This is a genomic window from Sulfurovum sp., assembly GCA_020525365.1.
Taxonomy (GTDB): Bacteria; Campylobacterota; Campylobacteria; order Campylobacterales; family Sulfurovaceae; genus Sulfurovum.
Window position 1 is genome coordinate 265,999 of sequence record JAIZOF010000001.1, and the last position, 19,186, is coordinate 285,184.

17 protein-coding genes are annotated in these 19,186 nt (G+C 38.7%); 11 read left to right on the plus strand and 6 right to left on the minus strand.

Going from position 1 to position 19,186, the window contains the following annotated elements; translation table 11 throughout:
• The first annotated feature begins 109 nt into the window (after positions 1-109).
• Together acnB and LGB01_01380 are read left to right on the plus strand one after the other, a co-directional pair.
• The gene (gene acnB, locus LGB01_01375) at positions 110-2,686 is read left to right on the plus strand and encodes a bifunctional aconitate hydratase 2/2-methylisocitrate dehydratase (protein MCB4752873.1); all 2,577 of its coding nucleotides are present in this window, start codon (positions 110-112) and stop codon (positions 2,684-2,686) included.
• Between the two features lie 155 nt (positions 2,687-2,841).
• Positions 2,842-3,732 carry a metallophosphoesterase gene (locus LGB01_01380; GenBank protein MCB4752874.1) on the plus strand — a complete coding sequence of 297 codons (891 nt, stop codon included), beginning with the start codon at positions 2,842-2,844 and terminating at the stop codon, positions 3,730-3,732.
• A gap of 70 nt (positions 3,733-3,802) precedes the next feature.
• On the opposite strand, the gene LGB01_01385 is transcribed toward LGB01_01380, so the two are convergent.
• Together LGB01_01385 and LGB01_01390 are read right to left on the minus strand one after the other, a co-directional pair.
• Positions 3,803-4,177 (minus strand): DUF779 domain-containing protein, encoded by a 375-nt coding sequence (locus LGB01_01385; protein ID MCB4752875.1) that lies wholly within the window; start codon positions 4,175-4,177, stop codon positions 3,803-3,805.
• Positions 4,178-4,225: 48 nt separating this feature from the next.
• On the minus strand, positions 4,226-5,722 hold the full coding sequence (locus LGB01_01390; GenBank protein ID MCB4752876.1) for an aldehyde dehydrogenase: 1,497 nt from the start codon (positions 5,720-5,722) through the stop codon (positions 4,226-4,228).
• Positions 5,723-6,170: 448 nt separating this feature from the next.
• Between LGB01_01390 and LGB01_01395 the strand changes: the two genes are divergently transcribed.
• Positions 6,171-6,593, plus strand: a complete 423-nt coding sequence (locus LGB01_01395; protein ID MCB4752877.1) for a hypothetical protein — start codon at positions 6,171-6,173, stop codon at positions 6,591-6,593.
• A 161-nt stretch (positions 6,594-6,754) separates the two neighbouring features.
• On the opposite strand, the gene LGB01_01400 is transcribed toward LGB01_01395, so the two are convergent.
• The gene (locus LGB01_01400) at positions 6,755-7,738 is read right to left on the minus strand and encodes a lytic murein transglycosylase (GenBank protein MCB4752878.1); all 984 of its coding nucleotides are present in this window, start codon (positions 7,736-7,738) and stop codon (positions 6,755-6,757) included.
• A complete protein-coding gene (locus LGB01_01405; GenBank protein ID MCB4752879.1) occupies positions 7,739-8,641 on the minus strand; it encodes a CoA ester lyase in 903 nt (300 codons plus the stop codon).
• A gap of 108 nt (positions 8,642-8,749) precedes the next feature.
• Here LGB01_01405 and LGB01_01410 point away from each other — a divergent pair, with 108 nt between their 5' ends.
• Positions 8,750-10,030, plus strand: a complete 1,281-nt coding sequence (locus LGB01_01410; protein ID MCB4752880.1) for an AAA family ATPase — start codon at positions 8,750-8,752, stop codon at positions 10,028-10,030.
• Here LGB01_01410 and LGB01_01415 read toward each other — a convergent pair.
• On the minus strand, positions 10,027-10,728 hold the full coding sequence (locus LGB01_01415) for a hypothetical protein (GenBank protein ID MCB4752881.1): 702 nt from the start codon (positions 10,726-10,728) through the stop codon (positions 10,027-10,029). The genes LGB01_01410 and LGB01_01415 overlap by 4 nt on opposite strands.
• Positions 10,729-10,894: 166 nt before the next feature.
• Here LGB01_01415 and LGB01_01420 point away from each other — a divergent pair, with 166 nt between their 5' ends.
• From LGB01_01420 to acs, 3 genes are all read left to right on the plus strand, one after another.
• A complete protein-coding gene (locus LGB01_01420) occupies positions 10,895-11,809 on the plus strand; it encodes a histone deacetylase (protein MCB4752882.1) in 915 nt (304 codons plus the stop codon).
• Positions 11,810-11,876: 67 nt separating this feature from the next.
• Positions 11,877-12,911 (plus strand): bifunctional 3,4-dihydroxy-2-butanone 4-phosphate synthase/GTP cyclohydrolase II, encoded by a 1,035-nt coding sequence (locus tag LGB01_01425; GenBank protein ID MCB4752883.1) that lies wholly within the window; start codon positions 11,877-11,879, stop codon positions 12,909-12,911.
• 134 nt (positions 12,912-13,045) lie between these two features.
• On the plus strand, positions 13,046-14,989 hold the full coding sequence (gene acs, locus LGB01_01430) for an acetate--CoA ligase (GenBank protein MCB4752884.1): 1,944 nt from the start codon (positions 13,046-13,048) through the stop codon (positions 14,987-14,989).
• A 36-nt stretch (positions 14,990-15,025) separates the two neighbouring features.
• On the opposite strand, the gene LGB01_01435 is transcribed toward acs, so the two are convergent.
• The gene (locus tag LGB01_01435; GenBank protein ID MCB4752885.1) at positions 15,026-15,694 is read right to left on the minus strand and encodes a uracil-DNA glycosylase; all 669 of its coding nucleotides are present in this window, start codon (positions 15,692-15,694) and stop codon (positions 15,026-15,028) included.
• A gap of 235 nt (positions 15,695-15,929) precedes the next feature.
• Between LGB01_01435 and LGB01_01440 the strand changes: the two genes are divergently transcribed.
• The 4 genes from LGB01_01440 to LGB01_01455 all read left to right on the plus strand — a co-directional run bounded on the left by LGB01_01440 (position 15,930) and on the right by LGB01_01455 (position 19,126).
• Positions 15,930-17,036: a hypothetical protein gene (locus LGB01_01440; protein ID MCB4752886.1), complete on the plus strand. Its 1,107-nt coding sequence runs from the start codon at positions 15,930-15,932 to the stop codon at positions 17,034-17,036.
• Between the two features lie 72 nt (positions 17,037-17,108).
• On the plus strand, positions 17,109-17,324 hold the full coding sequence (locus LGB01_01445) for a hypothetical protein (GenBank protein ID MCB4752887.1): 216 nt from the start codon (positions 17,109-17,111) through the stop codon (positions 17,322-17,324).
• Positions 17,299-18,429: a multicopper oxidase domain-containing protein gene (locus tag LGB01_01450; GenBank protein MCB4752888.1), complete on the plus strand. Its 1,131-nt coding sequence runs from the start codon at positions 17,299-17,301 to the stop codon at positions 18,427-18,429. The genes LGB01_01445 and LGB01_01450 overlap by 26 nt, the downstream gene beginning before the upstream one ends.
• Before the next feature lie 10 nt (positions 18,430-18,439).
• On the plus strand, positions 18,440-19,126 hold the full coding sequence (locus tag LGB01_01455; protein MCB4752889.1) for a copper resistance protein B: 687 nt from the start codon (positions 18,440-18,442) through the stop codon (positions 19,124-19,126).
• Positions 19,127-19,186 lie beyond the last annotated feature (60 nt).

Genomic DNA, 19,186 nt, shown 5'->3' on the forward strand with positions numbered 1-19,186 from the left:
CTGATACACCCAATTAAACAACCTTTTCTATACTTATTATTCAAAATAAGATTTAATGCAAACTTGCTACCATTAAGCTACGAATTTACATACAATAGGAGACCACAATATGGCCTTAATCGAAGATTATAAAAAACATACATCTGAGCGTGCAGAGCTTGGTGTTCCTTCACTTCCGCTCACAGTAGAGCAGACAGCAGAACTGGTTGAGATCCTTAAACAGAGTCCAATCCCAGAATCAGACTATGTGATGGATATGTTTGAAAATAAAGTACCTGCAGGTGTAGATGATGCAGCATATGTAAAAGCAGCATTTCTTAATGATATTATACAAGAGAATGTTACCTGTGATGCAATCAGCAAAACAAAGGCAATTGAGATCCTTGGCAAAATGCTAGGTGGCTTTAATGTAACACCGATGGTAGAGGCACTTAAACTTGGTGATGACGTTGCTGATGCTGCAGCAGAACAACTAAAGAATACTATTCTTGTCTATGATGCATTTAATGACGTTAAGAAAATGATGGATGAAGGCAATGAAAAAGCCAAAGAGGTGATTCAGTCATGGGCAAATGCTGAGTGGTTTATCAATAAGCCTGAGCTTGAAAAAGAGATTAAATTAACTGTCTATAAAATACCAGGTGAGACCAATACGGATGACCTTTCTCCTGCATCAGAAGCTTTTACTAGAGCAGATATCCCATTGCATGCAAATGCTTTCCTTGTTTCGCGCATGGAAAAACCACTTGAGACAATGGCAGAGCTTAAAGAGAAGAATGGTTTGCCATTAGCATATGTTGGTGATGTTGTTGGTACAGGATCCTCAAGAAAGTCTGGTATTAACTCTGTACAATGGCATATGGGTAGAGATATTCCAGGTATTCCTAATAAAAGAACAGGTGGAGTTGTTATTGGTTCCATCATTGCACCCATTTTCTTTAATACAGCAGAAGATTCAGGATGTCTGCCTCTTCAGGCACCAGTGAATAATCTTGAGACTGGCGACGTGATCACAGTTAAGCCATTTGAGGGTATTATTGAAAAAGATGGTAAAGTGGTTTCTGAATTCAAACTTGAACCCAATACAATTCCCGATGAAATGAGAGCAGGTGGGCGCATCCCTCTCATTATTGGCAAGGGATTGACTATAAAAGCGAGAGAAGCACTTAATATGGGTACAGATGATATCTTTATGAGACCTGACCAGCCTAAAGATGATGGTAGTGGATATACACTAGCACAGAAGATGGTTGGAAGGGCATGTGGCATGGAAGGCATAAAGCCTGGTGTCTACTGCGAACCTGTCTGTACAACAGTTGGTTCTCAAGATACGACTGGTCCCATGACTAGAGATGAGATTAAAGAGCTTGCAGCACTGAGTTTTGGTGCAGACTTTGTATTGCAATCTTTTTGCCACACTGCAGCTTATCCAAAGCCAGCAGACATTGAGCTTCAGCATACACTCCCCAAGTTTTGGACAGAGAGAAAAGGGTTTATTCTTAGGCCAGGTGACGGCGTTATCCATAGCTGGCTTAACAGAATGTGCTTACCTGATACAGTTGGTACAGGTGGAGATTCTCATACCAGATTCCCTATTGGCATCTCCTTTCCTGCGGGGTCAGGGCTAGTAGCATTTGCTGGGGTAACTGGCATGATGCCCCTCACCATGCCAGAATCTGTTTTGGTTAAGTTTAAAGGAGAAATGCAGCCTGGTATTACCCTACGCGACTTGGTTAATGCCATTCCATATCAGGCGATCAAAGATAATCTATTGACTGTAGAAAAAAAAGGGAAGAAGAATATTTTTGCAGGTCGAATTCTTGAGATTGAAGGACTTGAACAGCTCAAGTGTGAGCAGGCATTTGAACTTTCAGACGCTTCAGCAGAGCGTTCAGCAGCAGCTTGTACGGTTAAATTAGATAAAGAACCTATCATTGAGTATCTTGAGTCCAATATTGTACTTATTGAAGAGTTGATAGAGCAAGGTTATGAAGACAAAGAGACACTCAAACGCCGTGCAGACAAGATGAGAGAGTGGATTAAGGATCCAAAACTTCTCGAACGTGATCCTGATGCGACATATGTAGCAGTTATTGAGATTGACCTCAATAAGATTACAGAGCCAATTCTTGCGTGCCCTAACGATCCAGATGATGTGGCAACACTCTCTGAGATTCTTGCTGATCCCAAGCGCCCAACAGAGAAGATTGATGAAGTTTTTGTTGGCTCATGTATGACAAATATTGGTCTCTTTAGGGCACTAGGGGAGGTTCTTAGAGGTGAAGGTGCGGTGAAAGCAAAAACATGGGTTGTTCCGCCAACCAAAATGGATGAGAAAGAACTGATTGAAGGAGGCTATTACGCTATTTTCGGTGCTGCTGGTGCGAGAACAGAGATTCCTGGTTGTTCACTGTGCATGGGCAATCAGGCACGTGTGGCAGATAATGCAATTGTCTTCTCTACATCAACTAGAAACTTCGATAACCGTTTAGGTAAAGGGGCACAGGTTTATCTTGGTTCTGCTGAGGTTGCAGCAGTTGCAGCGCTACTTGGACGTCTCCCAACAAAAGAGGAATACCTAGAGATTGTTAATAAGAAAATTACACCTAAGAACAGAGACAGTGTTTATAAATATCTTAATTTCAATCAAGTTTCCAAAGAAGAACTTGAAGCAATGGTTGGTTAAACACTCGATTGATGCATGATTGATATGCCAAGACAAACAATCTTGGCATAAACTTTTATTTTCTACAATTTCCTATTTATTATTATGTTAGTAAAACCTTTGTACCATTATGGATATATTTTGATACAGAGTAAACTTCTAAGGGAAATTTCTTCATGAGCCAAAAGTCACTACGTATTTTACATTTTAGCGACATTCATGTTAGTGCCCTTGTACGCCATATGAAATGGAGGAAGTGGTTTAGCAAATGTGGAATTGGTGCAATCAATCTACTTCGTGGACGGGCAAAATATTTCAATGATGTTGAAAAGAAGATGGCAGCAATGGTACGTTTTAAGAAGGAAAATAGTATTGATATTGTCATTAATACTGGAGATTATACAGCACTAGGATTAGAGCATGAGTTAATACAAGCACGTAAGTTGATGGAGCCTATGATGTATCCATCAAATAATTATCTGACCGTACCAGGAAATCATGATATCTATGTGCATGAGAGAAATAGTCACCACCATTTTGTTAAACAGTTTGGCTCAGTGCTGCAAAGTGATTTGCCAGAGTATTGTGTAGAGAGACATTACCCATTAGTACGACTTATTGATGATGGTGTGGCAGTGATTGCACTCAATAGCTCAAAGCCCAATCCGCAACCATGGCGTTCGGATGGGTATATTTCTCATAGACAACTCGAATCTTTTAAAAAACTCTTACAAGATAAACGAATTAGGGGACGTTTTTTATTTGTTATAACCCATTATGCTCCTCGTTTAGCAGATGGAAAACCTGATAGAAAACGACATGGACTTTGTAACGCAAATGACTTTTTATATGCCTGTAGTAGCATTGAGCAGGGTGCCATACTATTTGGTCATGTACATCAAACTTACTATACTGAAGTGCCTGAAACAAAGATACCACTCTATTGTGCAGGAAGTGCCACAATGAAAGACCATGAGGGAGCATGGGTCTATGAACTTGAAGGGAATATTTTGTCCCATAAACGTGTATACTGGAACGGTAGATCCTACGGTTTTAATTCTAAATAGGATGTTTATGTATCACTTAAATAACTATTATTTTTTTAAGTAGAAAAAATGTACCAATAGGAGAAGAGAACTAATCTATTTCTATATCTTCTAGATCTGCTGCTTCTTCTGGGGTAAAGAGTCTTGATATAGTAATAAAGCGAAGACCTAAGGGTATTTCAATGGAAAAACTAGAACCTCTTCCTTCTACCACATCTATGGTTAAATGAGTATTTTTCATGTATTCAAATTGATCAGGAGACATGAAAAATTCACAACCGTGAATCTCTCCTACTTTGACATCACGACTTCCCACCATAAAATCACCTACTTCGAAACACATAGGGGCAGAACCATCACAGCATCCACCACTTTGGTGAAACATAAGCTCTGTACCATGTTTTTCTCTAAGTCTATCTATGAGTGTGTTGGCTTTTTTGGTAGATACTACACGTGCTGTGGGCATTGATTTTCCTTAATATGATTTTAATCTATTTTATGACTCAATCTGGACCTAAAAGAAACCTAACTTATTCTCATCATATGATGTCAATATATTTTTAGTATGACGATAGCTGTTTAGCATCATGAGGTGAGTTTCTCTACCAAAGCCTGACTGCTTGTACCCACCAAATGAAGCATGAGAAGGATAATGATGATAACAGTTTGCCCATACACGTCCAGCCTCTATCCCACGAGTTAGTTTTTGCATCTCGTGTACATTTCTAGTCCATACACCAGCACCTAGACCATAGAGTGTATCGTTAGCAATCTCTAGCGCCTCATCTATATTCTTAAAGGTTGTAACAGAGAGCACTGGACCAAAAATCTCTTCTTGGAAAATACGCATTTTGTTGTGTCCTTTAAATATTGTTGGCTGTATGAAGAAACCGTCTGGGTATTCGGAATTGTCAAATTTTGAACCACCTGCCAATAGTTCAGCACCTTCTTCTTTGCCTATAGAGATATAGTGTAAGATTTTTTCATACTGATCACTTGAAGCTTGTGCTCCCATCATGGTGTTGGGGTCTAGAGGGTTACCCATTTTGATGGCAGCTACTCTTTCTAACACTCGTTTCATAAATGGCTCATAGATACTCTCCTGAATTAATGCACGAGAAGGACATGTGCACACTTCACCTTGGTTAAATGCAAAGAGCACTAAGCCTTCTATGGCTTTATCAAAAAATGCATCATCTGCATCCATAATACTCTCCATAAATATGTTTGGTGATTTACCACCAAGCTCTAGTGTGACAGGTATGAGATTTTCAGAAGCATACTGCATAATGAGTTTCCCCGTAGTGGTTTCTCCTGTAAATCCTATCTTGTTAATATCTGGACTCAGTGCCAGTGGCTTACCGCACTCAGGACCAAAGCCATTAACAATATTAATGACTCCATTGGGTATAAACGCTTGTATTAATTCCATAAGCACCATAATAGAGACAGGGGTTTGTTCCGCAGGTTTAAGCACCACACAGTTTCCTGCTGCAATGGCAGGAGCAAGTTTCCATGCTGCCATCAAAATAGGAAAATTCCAAGGAATAATCTGTCCAACTACACCTAGAGGCTCATGTATCTCTTGAGATACTAAAGAACTATCTAGATCAGATACTGTTCCAGACTCAGAACGAATCACCGAAGCAAAATATCTAAAGTGATCAATTGCCAAAGGTAAGTCTGCATTGATGGTCTCTCTTATCGCTTTACCATTATCCCATGTCTCAGCAATAGCCAACGTTTCCAAGTTGGCTTCCATGGTATCGGCTATCTTGTTAAGGATGGCAGATCGCTCTGAAACGGAAGTCTTTCCCCAAGTCTCAAACCCTTTCCATGCGGCATCTGTAGCTAATTTTATATCTTTTTTATTAGATTGGGCTACTTTTGCCATAGGTTTATTGTCTATAGGCGAAAGGGCTTCAAAATAATTTCCATCTACAGGAGGTACCCACTCTCCGCCTATAAAATTTTCATATTGTGCTTTAAATGTTGGTTTTTTAAATGACATAATATCCCCCTTTTATATGATAATCACATACATTATAATTAAATTCTATGGGATAAATGATTAATTAAAGCAGTTTTTAAGATTATATATTTTTGATTGTGTATAGTTGAAGCTTTGGAATGTAAGTTACTAAGTGCCAAAGGGAGTTTGAAAAATATAACCTAAAACCCTCCCCTTAAACCACCATCAAAACCCTAAAAGTCCTAAAAGCCTTCTTGTGCCTAGGTTTACGCACCATAGTCTATAAAGTAGATAGCTTCAAAATATTTGAAAGAATTAGAAAATAAATATTGTACAAAATGTACCAATTAAAACAAGTAAGTTTTTTGTGTATAAGGAATTTTTTGATAGACTAAAAAGTAAAAAATATATTATTATGTTAAAAGTTGTATAAAAATAAAATTTTAGCTATAATTATTTTGTCTTAAATAAAATATAAAGGGAAAAAATGAAAAGAATAGCTTTAACATCAAGTGCAATAGCTATTGCATTATTGATGAGTGGATGTGCAGCATTATCAAACTCAACTCAATATGTGGTTAGATCTAAAAAAGTAGTTGTAGGTTTTGCAGAACCAGAAAAAAGTAACAACTGTAAAAAAGTAGGTGTCTCTACAAAGTTTGATGCAAAGGCAAAAAATATTTTTTCCATCATCAGGATTGGTGACAGTGTAGAAGAAGCAATCCACAAAGGAAATGTTTATTTTGCAAAAGAAGCTACTAGAAAGGGTGCAAATTATGTAGATAGAACATTCTATGCAGAAAAAGTATATTTTCCTGCAGTTTATAGCGTTAGTAGAGAGGCTACAGCTGATTACTACAAATGTAGAAAAATACCAAAACCAAATTATATTGACCATACTAGATACTAGCCAATATAATCCATTTGCAATATTCAAGTTAGCTTAATAGCTTGGTTGATTATTGCTTTGGCTGCCCATGTAAGTAAGTTGGTAGTCTACGCTCATCAACAATTAACAACTTCTAAATCAATGAATAAGCTGTAACTTATTAGCAAAAGAGAGTACAATTTCTACAGTGATTTAAGCGACTGTGCAATGAGGTGTATTGCCATGCCATAGTTGCTACTAGCATTATAGGCAGTAAGTACCTTGAAGTTGCTTCCGCCTAACCAGAGCTCGTCATGGGTTTTGTTGTGTAGCCTAATGAGTGCAGCAGTGCTGTAAGGAAAGGGCATTGTTGGCTTAATACCATATGTGTGCAACATGGAGAGTTGGTAGTGGGTTTTAAACCCTGTACGAAGCCCCTCAAAGCGTTTTTCCTTAAATGAAGTTTTTACGGCAACCACTTCTTTGTTTTTCCACCCTTTGTGGTGCATAAATTTAGCAATGGACCCAATACAGTCCTCAATATCCCATACACTTGCCCCATCTCCATCAAAATCATCATTGAATTTTCTAGCAATGGAAGGCATCTGCTGCACACATCCCATGGCTCCTGCAAACGAACCTTCAAGTTTTGTAATGTCATACCGCCTCTCTTTGGCAAAGAGAAAAAGATGTGCCAGTTCATTATGAAAATACTTCTGCATACGATTTTTATGGAAAGCAAGGGTAGTAAGGGAATCAAGAATATTATAGTCACCCGTGTAGGTGCCAAACCGACTCTCTACACCAAGAAAGCCAACAATATAGTCTGCATCAACCCGATACTGTTTTGCTGCCTTTTGAAGTGTGTGAAGATGCCTATGTTTAAATACCTTTGCCTCTTTAAATGTTTTCTCATTCACTACATGTAGTTTAAATCGCTCCCAACTTCCAACAGTAGAGTTTTTCTTGAATTTTCCTGTATAGCGTGCAAGGGTATCACGGTCGAGCTTTGCATGTTTAAATACCTTTTTGAGATAGGTGGTATTAAAACCATATTTTTGATGCATAGTGTGGATAAAATATTGTACACGAGGCTTAGAAAGGTAGTCATAGGGAATAGGTGGTCTGTCATTGTTTGCATCTAACACAAAAAGAAAGAGAAGAAGTATTAAGAGTAGTTTGATCATTTAAATTTCCTTTTTAAGTACAAGGAGTGCATCGCGGTAAATGGGTTCATCAACAAAGATACCATAAGTCTCATCCATAAATCCATTGTTCCCTTTGGCAGACTCCTTTTCAAAGCGTGTTTTAATATGTCTAGCACGTATAATCTCTGCTTCGCTAATGTCAAAAATCTCATTGGCAATGGCAACTTGCTTGGGTCCCATGCAGGCTTTGGCAGTGAAGCCCATATTTTTTTCATACTCACACCACTTTCTAAAGGTCTCCGTGTCATGATACACTTGAAACATAAATGAAATAGGCAATAGCCCTATGCTTTTTGCATCAACAAGGAATTTACTAAGAATGTAGTCAATTGTTGGATTGCCTATGTGTATTAATGACTGTGGCAACCTTAGTGAGGTAAGTAAATCAAGAATACCAATATTGGCTGTAGTGAAACGCTTATCAATTCGTAGAGAGGAGAGATTAGTAAATGCCTCTTTGGTTTCCATGGAGATGTGTAGTTCTTTCTGATCGCTTAGTAGACTCAACGCTCTAGCAATATCATGTTGGTCTTTAACCTTTGCTACACGCACAGCATCAAAGTTAAAATGATTTAAAACATGTATCTCTTCCGCGCCACCCTCATCTAGTGGATTGACACGCACAATGATAAAACTATCGCTATGCTCCATGTGGGAAAGAAAGAGGGAAATATTGTGTAGTGCCTCTTTTTTACGGTCTGGAGCAATGCCATCTTCAAGATTGAGGGTAATCATATCGGCACTATTGGTATCGATACAATTAAGATGTTTGAGATTGAGCGGATTAAGCATCATGTTGGAGCGATGACGATGGTGGATACAGGGGTATTTGCATTTTTGTCCAAATGTATTGGGTAATTGCGAAAGGTCTTCAAATATCATGTCTAATCATACCAAAAGATGTAAGATTTTCAGTTATAATATATGTAAAAAGGCAATGAAAATGAAGCAGATACTCCCAATAATTGTATTGCTAATGATGTCAAACTAATGATAGATAAAACTGATGTCCTTGAAGCACTCAAGCATAATAATACTTTTCTTACTGGTGGTGCAGGAGTAGGAAAGAGCTATATTACTAATGAGATTATTGATGACTACCGCAAGCATGATAAACAGGTGGTCTCACTTGGCTCTACGGGGGTGAGTGCAGTTAACATTGGTGGTTTTACGGTACACAGTTTTTTTGTTTTTGGTATTGCCTCTAACTTTGAAGAGTTGGCAGAGCATGATAAACGTACTAAAAAACGTCTAGGTGATCTTAAAAAAGCACTTAAAGCAACTGATTTGATTATTATTGACGAAATCAGTATGGTGAGTGCCGAATTGCTTGATATGATTGCTTATCGTCTCAATACCTACGGTTATCTTGGTAAGGTACTTTTTGTGGGAGATTTTTTTCAGCTTCCTCCAGTACAGAAACAGCACAACCCACATGATGTTTTTGGGGAGAAGCTTTATGCTTTTGAGTCGTTGGCATGGGAACGTTTTGATTTAACAGTCATAGAACTAACTGAAATGAAACGTACACAGGATGCAGAGCTTACACATATTCTCTCTAAAGTTAGACAAGGAATCTGTGATGATGAGGTGTTGCAATACATGCACTGTCTTTGGAACAATGAGGGGTTAAAACCAGATCCAACCTATCTTTTTGGTCGTAATGCAGAGGTAGAGTTGACTAACCGTGCAAGAATCAACGAACTAAAGAGTGAGGAGACAATTTTATTTGCTGACATAGAGATGTTTGGTAGTGTGCATGAAAAGAAATTAGAGGGGTGGAAGAAACTACTACCTATTTCTGAACAGTTAACACTTAAAGAGGGGGTGCCCATACTTTTTACGGTCAACAAGTGGGGAAAATTTGTCAATGGTGAACGTGGAATATTGCGTACCATTGAAGACAATCACCTTATTGTTGAGAAGGAAAATACCTATGTAAGAGTAGAGCGACATGATTTCGATTTACTTGATATGGTTGTCAAAGAGGATGGTACACTTGAGCAGGTCTCATTGGCAACCCTCTCCCAATTTCCACTTAAGCTTGCCTATGCGGTAACCATTCACAAATCACAAGGAATGAGCATCGATAACCTTGTCTGCAATGTTGATAATATCTTTGCTCCCAGCCAGTTCTATGTAGCCATTTCACGTGCTATCAACCCTAGATATCTTAAGATAGATTTTAATCGTGGCAATTTGATGCACTACTTGAAACAAGTAATCCACGTAGATAAACGGGTAACGGAGTATTATAAAAAGCAGCACTAGTATGTGACGATACGTATGCTACCTGCTTGTGTTATTTTAATATACCTATTATGTATAGTGACAATATCACCATCGAGTTCGAGCATATTATAGTCATTTTTAAGATTAAAGCAAAGAGATGGAGGAACTTCACCATAGAAGGAGCCTATCTGTTTAATAAAACGAGCAGGTGTAAAGATGAAAAAACGTGTTTTGCTTACTAACATGAATGGTGTCATGATAAGATGAATAGGTAGTAAAAATAGAATAGAAAGTAGGTATTTGAGTATGCCATGTTTGAGCCATCCAAAACGTAGGGTCTCAGAGAGAAAAATATGTTGCAAATCCCCCATATTGCCAGCACTAAAGAGAAAAACCTCTTCATTAAGTTTAAAAAAGTGGTGTTTTTGTACTTTTGGTACATTTTCCTCTGCTAACATATTGAGTATTGTTGTGATTGAGGGAACCTTGTGTATTTTGGCAATAACATTGAATGAACCAGTAGGGTTTAAAATAAAAATAGGCCGTTTATTAAATACATAAAGATGCTTGACGATACGCCGAATAGCACCATCTCCTCCATTAATGATAATATAGTCATACTGTTCAATGCCATCATGTTGCGAAAGTGAGTCTATAGTGATAGAGTCTATAGTGAGTCCATCATGCACAATCTCTTTTCCTATTGATAAGATACGTAGACTAGGTTTTGGTCTCATATCATATTCCTTAATATTATTTTAAGGTATTATAGCAGAGGAATGTGAATAAATTATGTATAATTAACAGAAGAAATATGAAAAGGAGTTTCTAAAAAGAGAATGGCAATGAAAGTATATACTGCAAAGAGCAGTTTGAAATATGAGTGATTATGGGTATTGAGCAATGAAAAAGGTTGCCTATATTACTGATAATATCTGCTTGAAACACGATACAGGCTCTATGCATCCAGAGTCGAAAGAAAGACTGGTTGCTATAAAGGAGGCAGTTTTACCCCTAAGGGAGAAACTTTTGACACCATCTTCTATATGTGTACCAGATGAGATGTTGCTGTCAGTACATACTCATAAGCAGATAGAGGAGGTGATGGAGTGTAGCAAGATAGCAACATCTATTGATGCTGATACCATTTGCTCATTTGACTCGTTTCATGTAGCAAAAATAGCAGCAGGTGCAGGAGTTGTTGCCATAGATGGTATCAAAAAAGGAGTATTTGAGCATGCTTTTTGTGCGGTAAGGCCACCAGGACACCATGCCAGTCCAACCAAGTCAATGGGTTTTTGTCTCTTTAACAATATTGCCATTAGTGCTAAATATGCTCAAAAAAAGGGTTATAAGAAGGTGATGATTATTGATTTTGATGTCCATCATGGCAATGGTACACAAGATACTTTTTGGGAAGATAATACTGTATTTTACATCTCTTCACACCAAGCACTTGCCTATCCAGGTACAGGGCTTGAAAATCATATTGGTGAAGGTAGAGGAAAGGGATTTACACGTAATTTCCTCATGATGCCTGAAAGTACAGATGAGCATTTGCTTGATATCTATGAACACGATATACCATCGCTTGTAGATACATTTAATCCTGATATTATCTTAGTCTCAGCAGGCTATGATCTGCATGAGAGCGACCCACTTGCAGCACTTAACATTACTACAGAGGGTATACAAAAGATGGTACGTGCTATTCTTGATTATAAAGATGTTCCATATATTTTCTTTCTGGAAGGTGGATATGATGTTAAGGCTCTAGGCAAGAATGTTAGAGTAACTCTAGAAGAGATGTTATATTAGGATTATAGGTTTTGATATTTGGGTATAATGTTGCCATTAATCTTATAGAAACTAGGAAGAGTTGGATATGTCTGCAGAAGCAATAGAACGTGTAGAAAAAGCCATTAATGAGATCAAAAAAGGCAAAATGGTTATTATGATGGATGATGAAAGCCGTGAAAACGAGGGTGATCTTGTCTATGCAGCAACCTTTTCGACACCTACAATGGTTAACTTTATGGCAAAAGAGGCAAGAGGGCTTATCTGTACACCTGTTACCAGAATGCTTGCTACCAAACTTGATCTTATGCCCATGGTTAGCAACAATGACTCCAATCATGAAACTGCATTTACTGTCTCTATAGACGCCATTACGGCAACAACGGGTATTAGTGCAGCAGAACGTGATGACTGCATCCATAGACTTGCTAATCCTTTGACCGTATCCAAAGACTTTGTGCGTCCAGGGCATATTTTTCCACTTATAGCCAAAGATGGAGGAACACTTGTACGTACTGGACATACAGAAGGTTCAGTAGACCTATGTAAGTTGGCAGGGTTGGCACCAGTAGGAGTGATTTGTGAGATTATCAAAGAGGATGGTACCATGGCACGCATGGATGATCTCAAGGTTTTTGCCAAAAAGCATGCACTCTGTATTGTCTATATTTCTGATATTGTGGAATACCGCTTAGTGAATGAGCAGCTAGTATACAGGGTTAAAACAGAAGAGACCAAGCTTCGTGGTATTAAAGTACAAAAGCATATATATGGAGACCATCTTGACCGTTTTCATACCGTTATACAGTTTCACAAACTGCATGAAACTACTAATGTTAAATTTCATAATATTGGCAATGACATTGATCTTATTCTTGATGATAGTCGTTTCGATACACTAAACCACTCCATAGAGTACCTTAAACAAAATGGTGGGGTATTGATTTTTCTTGATACCAAAATTATCTCTAGCGAGCAAGCCAAGGAGTTTGGAGTAGGCGCACAAATACTTAAAGATCTTGGCGTTAAAAATATTAAGCTCCTTACAACCAATACTGAAACTGAATTTATTGGCTTGAGTGGATTTGGACTTGATGTAATTGAAAAAGTAGAAACCAGGTAACACGTATCAAATTGATACAATTGAGACTATTTTACTCTGAATTAAACTATTCCTCTTCTTTTTAAATCTATATGGTTTATGATAAACTAACCTTAATAACAACATCAAATATACCAATATAAAAAGGATTTGTCATGAGTAAAGAAGTGTATCCTCCTAATTCTGATTTTGCTACCAGTGCCTGTATTAAAAGTATGGATGAGTATTGGGATTTACAAAACAGAGCTAAAGAAGACTATGAAGGTTTCTGGAAAGACTATGCCAATGATAAAATAGAATGGATTTCACCCTATGATAAAGTGCTCGATGAGAGTAGCGCACCTTTTTATAAGTGGTTTGTTAATGGCAAGCTTAATGTCTGTAACCAATGTGTAGATAGACACCTTACAGATAAGGCGAACAAAACAGCTATTCTTTTTGAGGGTGATAGGGGAGATGTAGAACATATTACTTATGCAGAACTCTCTTTACGTGTGAATCGTATGGCAAACCTGCTAAGAGAAAAGTTTGGTATTCAAAAGGGTGATAGGGTTATTCTCTATATGCCAATGATTCCAGAAGCAGCCTATGCCATGCTTGCATGTGCAAGGATTGGAGCAATCCACTCCATTGTTTTTGGCGGATTCTCTGCTGAGGCACTTAAAGACCGTATTGAAGATGCACAGGCAAAACTGATTATTACCGCAGATGGTGCATATAGAAAAGGAAAACCCTATATGCTTAAGCAGGTTGTTGATGCTGCACTTTCAGAGGGTGGAGAGGGTGTCAAAGCAGTCCTTGTGGTTAAGCGCAACAATGAACCAATTGAGTGGGTAGAAGGTAGAGACTACTGCTACAATAGTCTAATTGATGAACAGCATACTGAATGTCCTTACGAAATAATGGACTCAGAAGACCCACTTTTCTTGTTGTATACATCAGGTAGCACAGGAAAACCTAAAGGAGTACAGCACTCTAGTGCAGGGTATATTTTATGGGCACAGATGACCATGGAGTGGGTCTTTGACATTAAAGATGAAGATGTATATTGGTGTACAGCTGATATTGGATGGATTACGGGTCACACCTATATTATCTATGGACCACTTTCTGCAGGTGTTACAACAGTGATGTTTGAGGGAGTACCAACCTACCCTAATGCTGGCCGTGCATGGAAAATGGTACAAGATCATAAGATTAGCCAGTTCTATACAGCACCTACTGCTATTAGGGTACTTCATAAGATGGGTGAAGATGAACCTAAAAAATATAACCTCTCATCACTCAAAGTGCTTGGAACGGTAGGTGAGCCCATAGATCCACCAGCATGGAGATGGTACTATGAGGTGGTGGGCAATGCTAAATGTGCCATTGTCGATACATGGTGGCAGACAGAGACAGGCGGTCATATGATTAGTCCACTTCCAGGCGCCACACCTATTAAGCCTGCTTGTGCAACATTCCCGCTCCCAGGCATTATGGCAGAGGTTATTGATGAAGATGGTACGCCCAAAGAAGTGGGCGAAACAGGACTACTGTGTATTACTAAGCCATGGCCAAGTATGATTAGAACCATTTGGGGGGATTCTGAACGTTATAAGAAATCTTACTTTGGTGATGCAGTGAAAGATGGTAAGCCAGTTTACTTCTCAGGCGATGGTGCTGTACTCGATAAAGACGGATATATCACTATTACAGGGCGTGTTGATGATGTTATTAATGTCTCTGGTCATCGTATGGGAACAGCAGAGATTGAAGCAGCAGTTAAGGATGATTCGTCTATTGCCGAAGTGGCAGTTGTTGGAAGACCGCATGACATTAAAGGAGAGTCTATTTTTATCTATGTTGTACTCAAAGAGGGATATACAAGTCAAGATATAAAAAACCATATCAATCAACTGCTGGCTGAGGAGATTGGAAATATTGCTAAAGCAGACCATGTTGTAGAGGTACCAGGATTGCCCAAAACCAGATCAGGAAAAATCATGAGACGTATTTTGCGTTCTATTGCCAAAGGTGAGGAGATTACACAAGACATTTCAACACTTGAAGATCCAAAGATTGTTGAGAAGATTATCTCTAAAGCAAGAGAGATATAGGACTTATAAACCTCTCAACCTGTTTATAAAGTAATTCTATAGTGTTCTCATTAATATTTTTACTTTTTTCATATCTTCAAAAACTTCTTTTTTTGCACTTGGATTTCGTAATAGAAAACTAGGATGATAGGTAGGAACAAGCGTATAACCCTTCTGTTTTAGTACAGTACCACGTATTTTGGTAATACCTGTATCATCTCCTGTCATATAATGGTAGGCTGTACTACCCAAGGTTATAATAATTTTAGGCTTAATAAGTTCAATCTGTTTAAGTAAAAAAGATTTACACGTATGTGCTTCTTCTGGGCTGGGAGTACGATTGTTTGGGGGTCTGCATTTAACAATATTGGCAATGTATATCTCTTCACGTTTCACAAAAAGTACATTTTCTATTATCTTTGTTAGCAATTCTCCTGAACGCCCTACAAATGGTTGACCTGTACTGTCCTCGGTTACACCTGGTCCTTCTCCAACAAACATGACATCTGCTTGTGGGTTTCCTTCACCAAAAACCACATGGGTACGACTTTTGCTTAGTTCGCATAGGTGGCATTTGAGTGTTTGACTTTTAAGTTTTTCAAGTGTACTAGGCAACATAAGGTTAGGCTCACTCTCTTTATGGATGGATACAGAAGTGTATCGATAACCAAATTGCTTCAGTTGCTTCAGTTGTCTAAGAAGAAGAGCGTTTTTGAGATTCTTCATAGGGGTATTGTATCTTTGGGGAGCTTAATAAAAACCCCAAAATAACCAATATGAGCCTAACTATGGGAGTTTTCGGTGGTAGTTTGAAGTATTATTTCATTGACACCTTTTCAAAGATGTGTCAGGCTATCATGATTAAATTCTTCTAAATTCTTCTAAATTAAGAGACTTTTAAGTTTTTAGATACTAATCTTTATTATCATGAATTATACTAAAACCTAATAGAGGGAGGGCTATGATGAAGAAAATTATAGTAAAAGCGAGTATCGTATCATTATTTTTGGGACTGTTTTTAGTTGGATGTGGAAGTAAGAAAAACTTAAATGTTCCCAAAAAAGATTTGACAGCTTCCAAAGATAAAAGTCCTGATAATGCACTGGTTATTAAAGGTGAGATCCCAGACAAGGTCTCTGGTGAATTCAATATTGATAATATTTTGAATGTAAGTTCTAATATTCCCTACTTGCATCAAAACCATACAAACTATTCAGAATATGGAAGTAGTCTAAGGCCAACCCCTACTAAAAATGCAGCCAAAAAGAGTATTGAATGGACCATTGCAGCCAAAACAGAATATGATGCTGCCCAGCTTGCAGGTCATGTACGTTTTATGGATCAAAAGCTTCAAGAAGGGGTAAGTCCAAGAGCATGGGATAAGCTTTTTCTCATGGAAACCTATATGAAAGTAAGGCAATTTTACACAACAAATATAAAACAGGGTGGTACAACAGTAATTATTAGTAAAAAAGCAAGCAATAACTGTGCCTATAATGTAATAGCAGCATCTAGTGATGTTATAAGTGGTCACTTTTTTGGCAAAGGTGATATTACACAAAACTACTCATCAATTGCTGAAGAAATATTGAAAAGTAGTGCGTGTAGTGCCTTAAGAAGTGATATTGAAATGTATATTCAGGAGAAGAAACAGAAGGAGAAGAAACAGAAGGAGAAGCAAGATAACTCTGAACAAGATAGTTCCAAGAAACACAACAGAGGTCAGTATACTCCTCCACCACCGCCTCCCAGCCAATACAACAGAGGTTATTATGCTCCTCCACCACCGCCTCCCAGCCAATACAACAGAGGTTATTATGCTCCTCCACCACCGCCTCCCAGCCAATACAACAGAGGTCAGTATACTCCTCCACCACCGCCTCCCAGCCAATACAACAGAGGTTATTATGCTCCTCCACCACCGCCTCCCAGCCAATACAACAGAGGTTATTATGCTCCTCCACCACCGCCTCCCAGCCAATACAACAGAGGTCAGTATACTCCTCCACCACCGCCTCTGCAGCCAATACAACAGAGGTCAGAGCAACCCTGTCCCCGTACAATATAGTCCCAATTCAACAGGAGTCATCAATAATCTTTATTATCATGAATTATACTAAAACCTAATAGAGGGAGGGCTATGATGAAGAAAATTATAGTAAAAGCGAGTATCGTATCATTATTTTTGGGACTGTTTTTAGTTGGATGTGGAAGTAAGAAAAACTTAAATGTTCCCAAAAAAGATTTGACAGCTTCCAAAGATAAAAGTCCTGATACCAATGTGCCTATGCTTGCCTATAGTGTAATAGTAGCACATAGTGATGCTATAAGTGGAGATTTCTTTAGTAGAAGGTGATATACGCGATTACCCATCTACTACTGAAGCAATATTGAAAGGGTTTAGCAAGGCCTTGAGTGATCGAAAAATGTGGAACCATATGCGTATGAGCGATCGCGATCTCTCCGATGTGACTGGCTATACCTACACCTATCTGATGCATGGAAATAACCCTGCTACACAGTTTAAAGCCCTCTTTAAAAAAGGAGAAAAGGTTCGTCTTCGCTTTATCAACGGTGCGGCGATGAGCTTCTTTGACATACGCATTCCAGAACTTACGATGACCGTGGTTGCTGCTGATGGCAACCATATCAAACCAATCAGAGTCGATGAGTTCCGCATTGGTGTAGCAGAGACTTATGATGTCATTGTCGAACCCAGTAGCGTTAAGGCCTATGCCATTTTTGCTCAAAGTATAGATCGTAGTGGCTATGCACTAGGTTCTCTTACCCCTTCAAATTCTCTGCTTTCCAAAGCACCAAGAATGGACAATCCTCAAGCGCTTACAATGGTAGATATGGGGATGAAGATGAGTATGAAGTCTCACAAGAAGATGAGTATGGGAATGAAGAAGTATCGATGGGAAGAGATGGAGACACAAAAATATCCTATCACACCATTGCCAATGGCAAAAGGACCGCAGACCACTATGGTTGCAACAGATCCCAAATACCGCCTTGAAGATCCTGGTGTGGGACTACGTAACAATGGTAGACGGGTACTTACTTATGCTGATCTCAAGAACCGCTACTCTACTATTGATGCTCCTAAACCCAACAGAGAGATTGTGCTTCACCTTACAGGAAACATGGAACGTTATATGTGGTCAATCAACGGTATCAAGTACGCCGATGCCAAACCATTGATATTTCACTACGGTGAGCGACTTCGTATTACACTCATTAATGACACAATGATGAATCATCCTATGCACCTACATGGACTCTGGAGCGACCTTGAGACAGGTGATGACAACCATCTAGTACGTAAACATACTGTCATTGTTCAGCCTGGATCAAAAATTAGCTACCGTGTAACAGTTGATGCCAAAGGGGCATGGGTCTACCACTGTCATCTGCTCTACCACATGGCAGGTATGTTCAGAAAAGTTGTTGTGATCTAAGGAGATAGAAATGAAAAAAATATTAAAAACACTCTTGCTGTCCATAGTTATGGTTACATCGGCTTATGCTGCCAGTGCAGATGATCCACTACGTACCATGTTTCTTGTTGATCAACTTGAACTACGTGGCAACAATGCATATTCTCACACTTGGGATACTACACTTTATATAGGCTATGATCTTGATAAACTCTATCTTTATAGTAAGGGTGAAGCGACATCAAAGGGGCTGGAGCATACACAGAATGACTTCGTCTACTCCCGTGCCATCATGCCTTTTTGGGACGTACAAGCAGGTATCTGCTACAACAAAAATACCAATACATCAAATATGTGGTGGGAGATTGCTGTTGCTGGTCTGGCACCCTACTGGTTTGAAACCCGTGCAGCACTGTTGCTAAATACAAATGGCAATATTGGACTCAGGCTCGATGCTGAATATGAGATGTTATTTACTCAGAAGCTTATCCTTACACCTAAAATAGAAATGGATTTCTACAGTGAAGATGATTCGATGCTCCAGATAGGTTCGGGGCTCTCATCTGCTGAAGCAACACTATATCTACGATATGAGTTTGTGCGAGAATTTGCGCCCTACATTGGAATAAACTGGGGAAAAACATTTGGTAATATGCGTAACAATTATGAACCAGTAGATAAAACGGTACTGATTGCTGGTGTGAGATTTTGGTTCTAAGGAGACTCTACTTTGGTGTAACAATGTCACCAGAAACCTCTAGAGTGTTTAGACAATAGA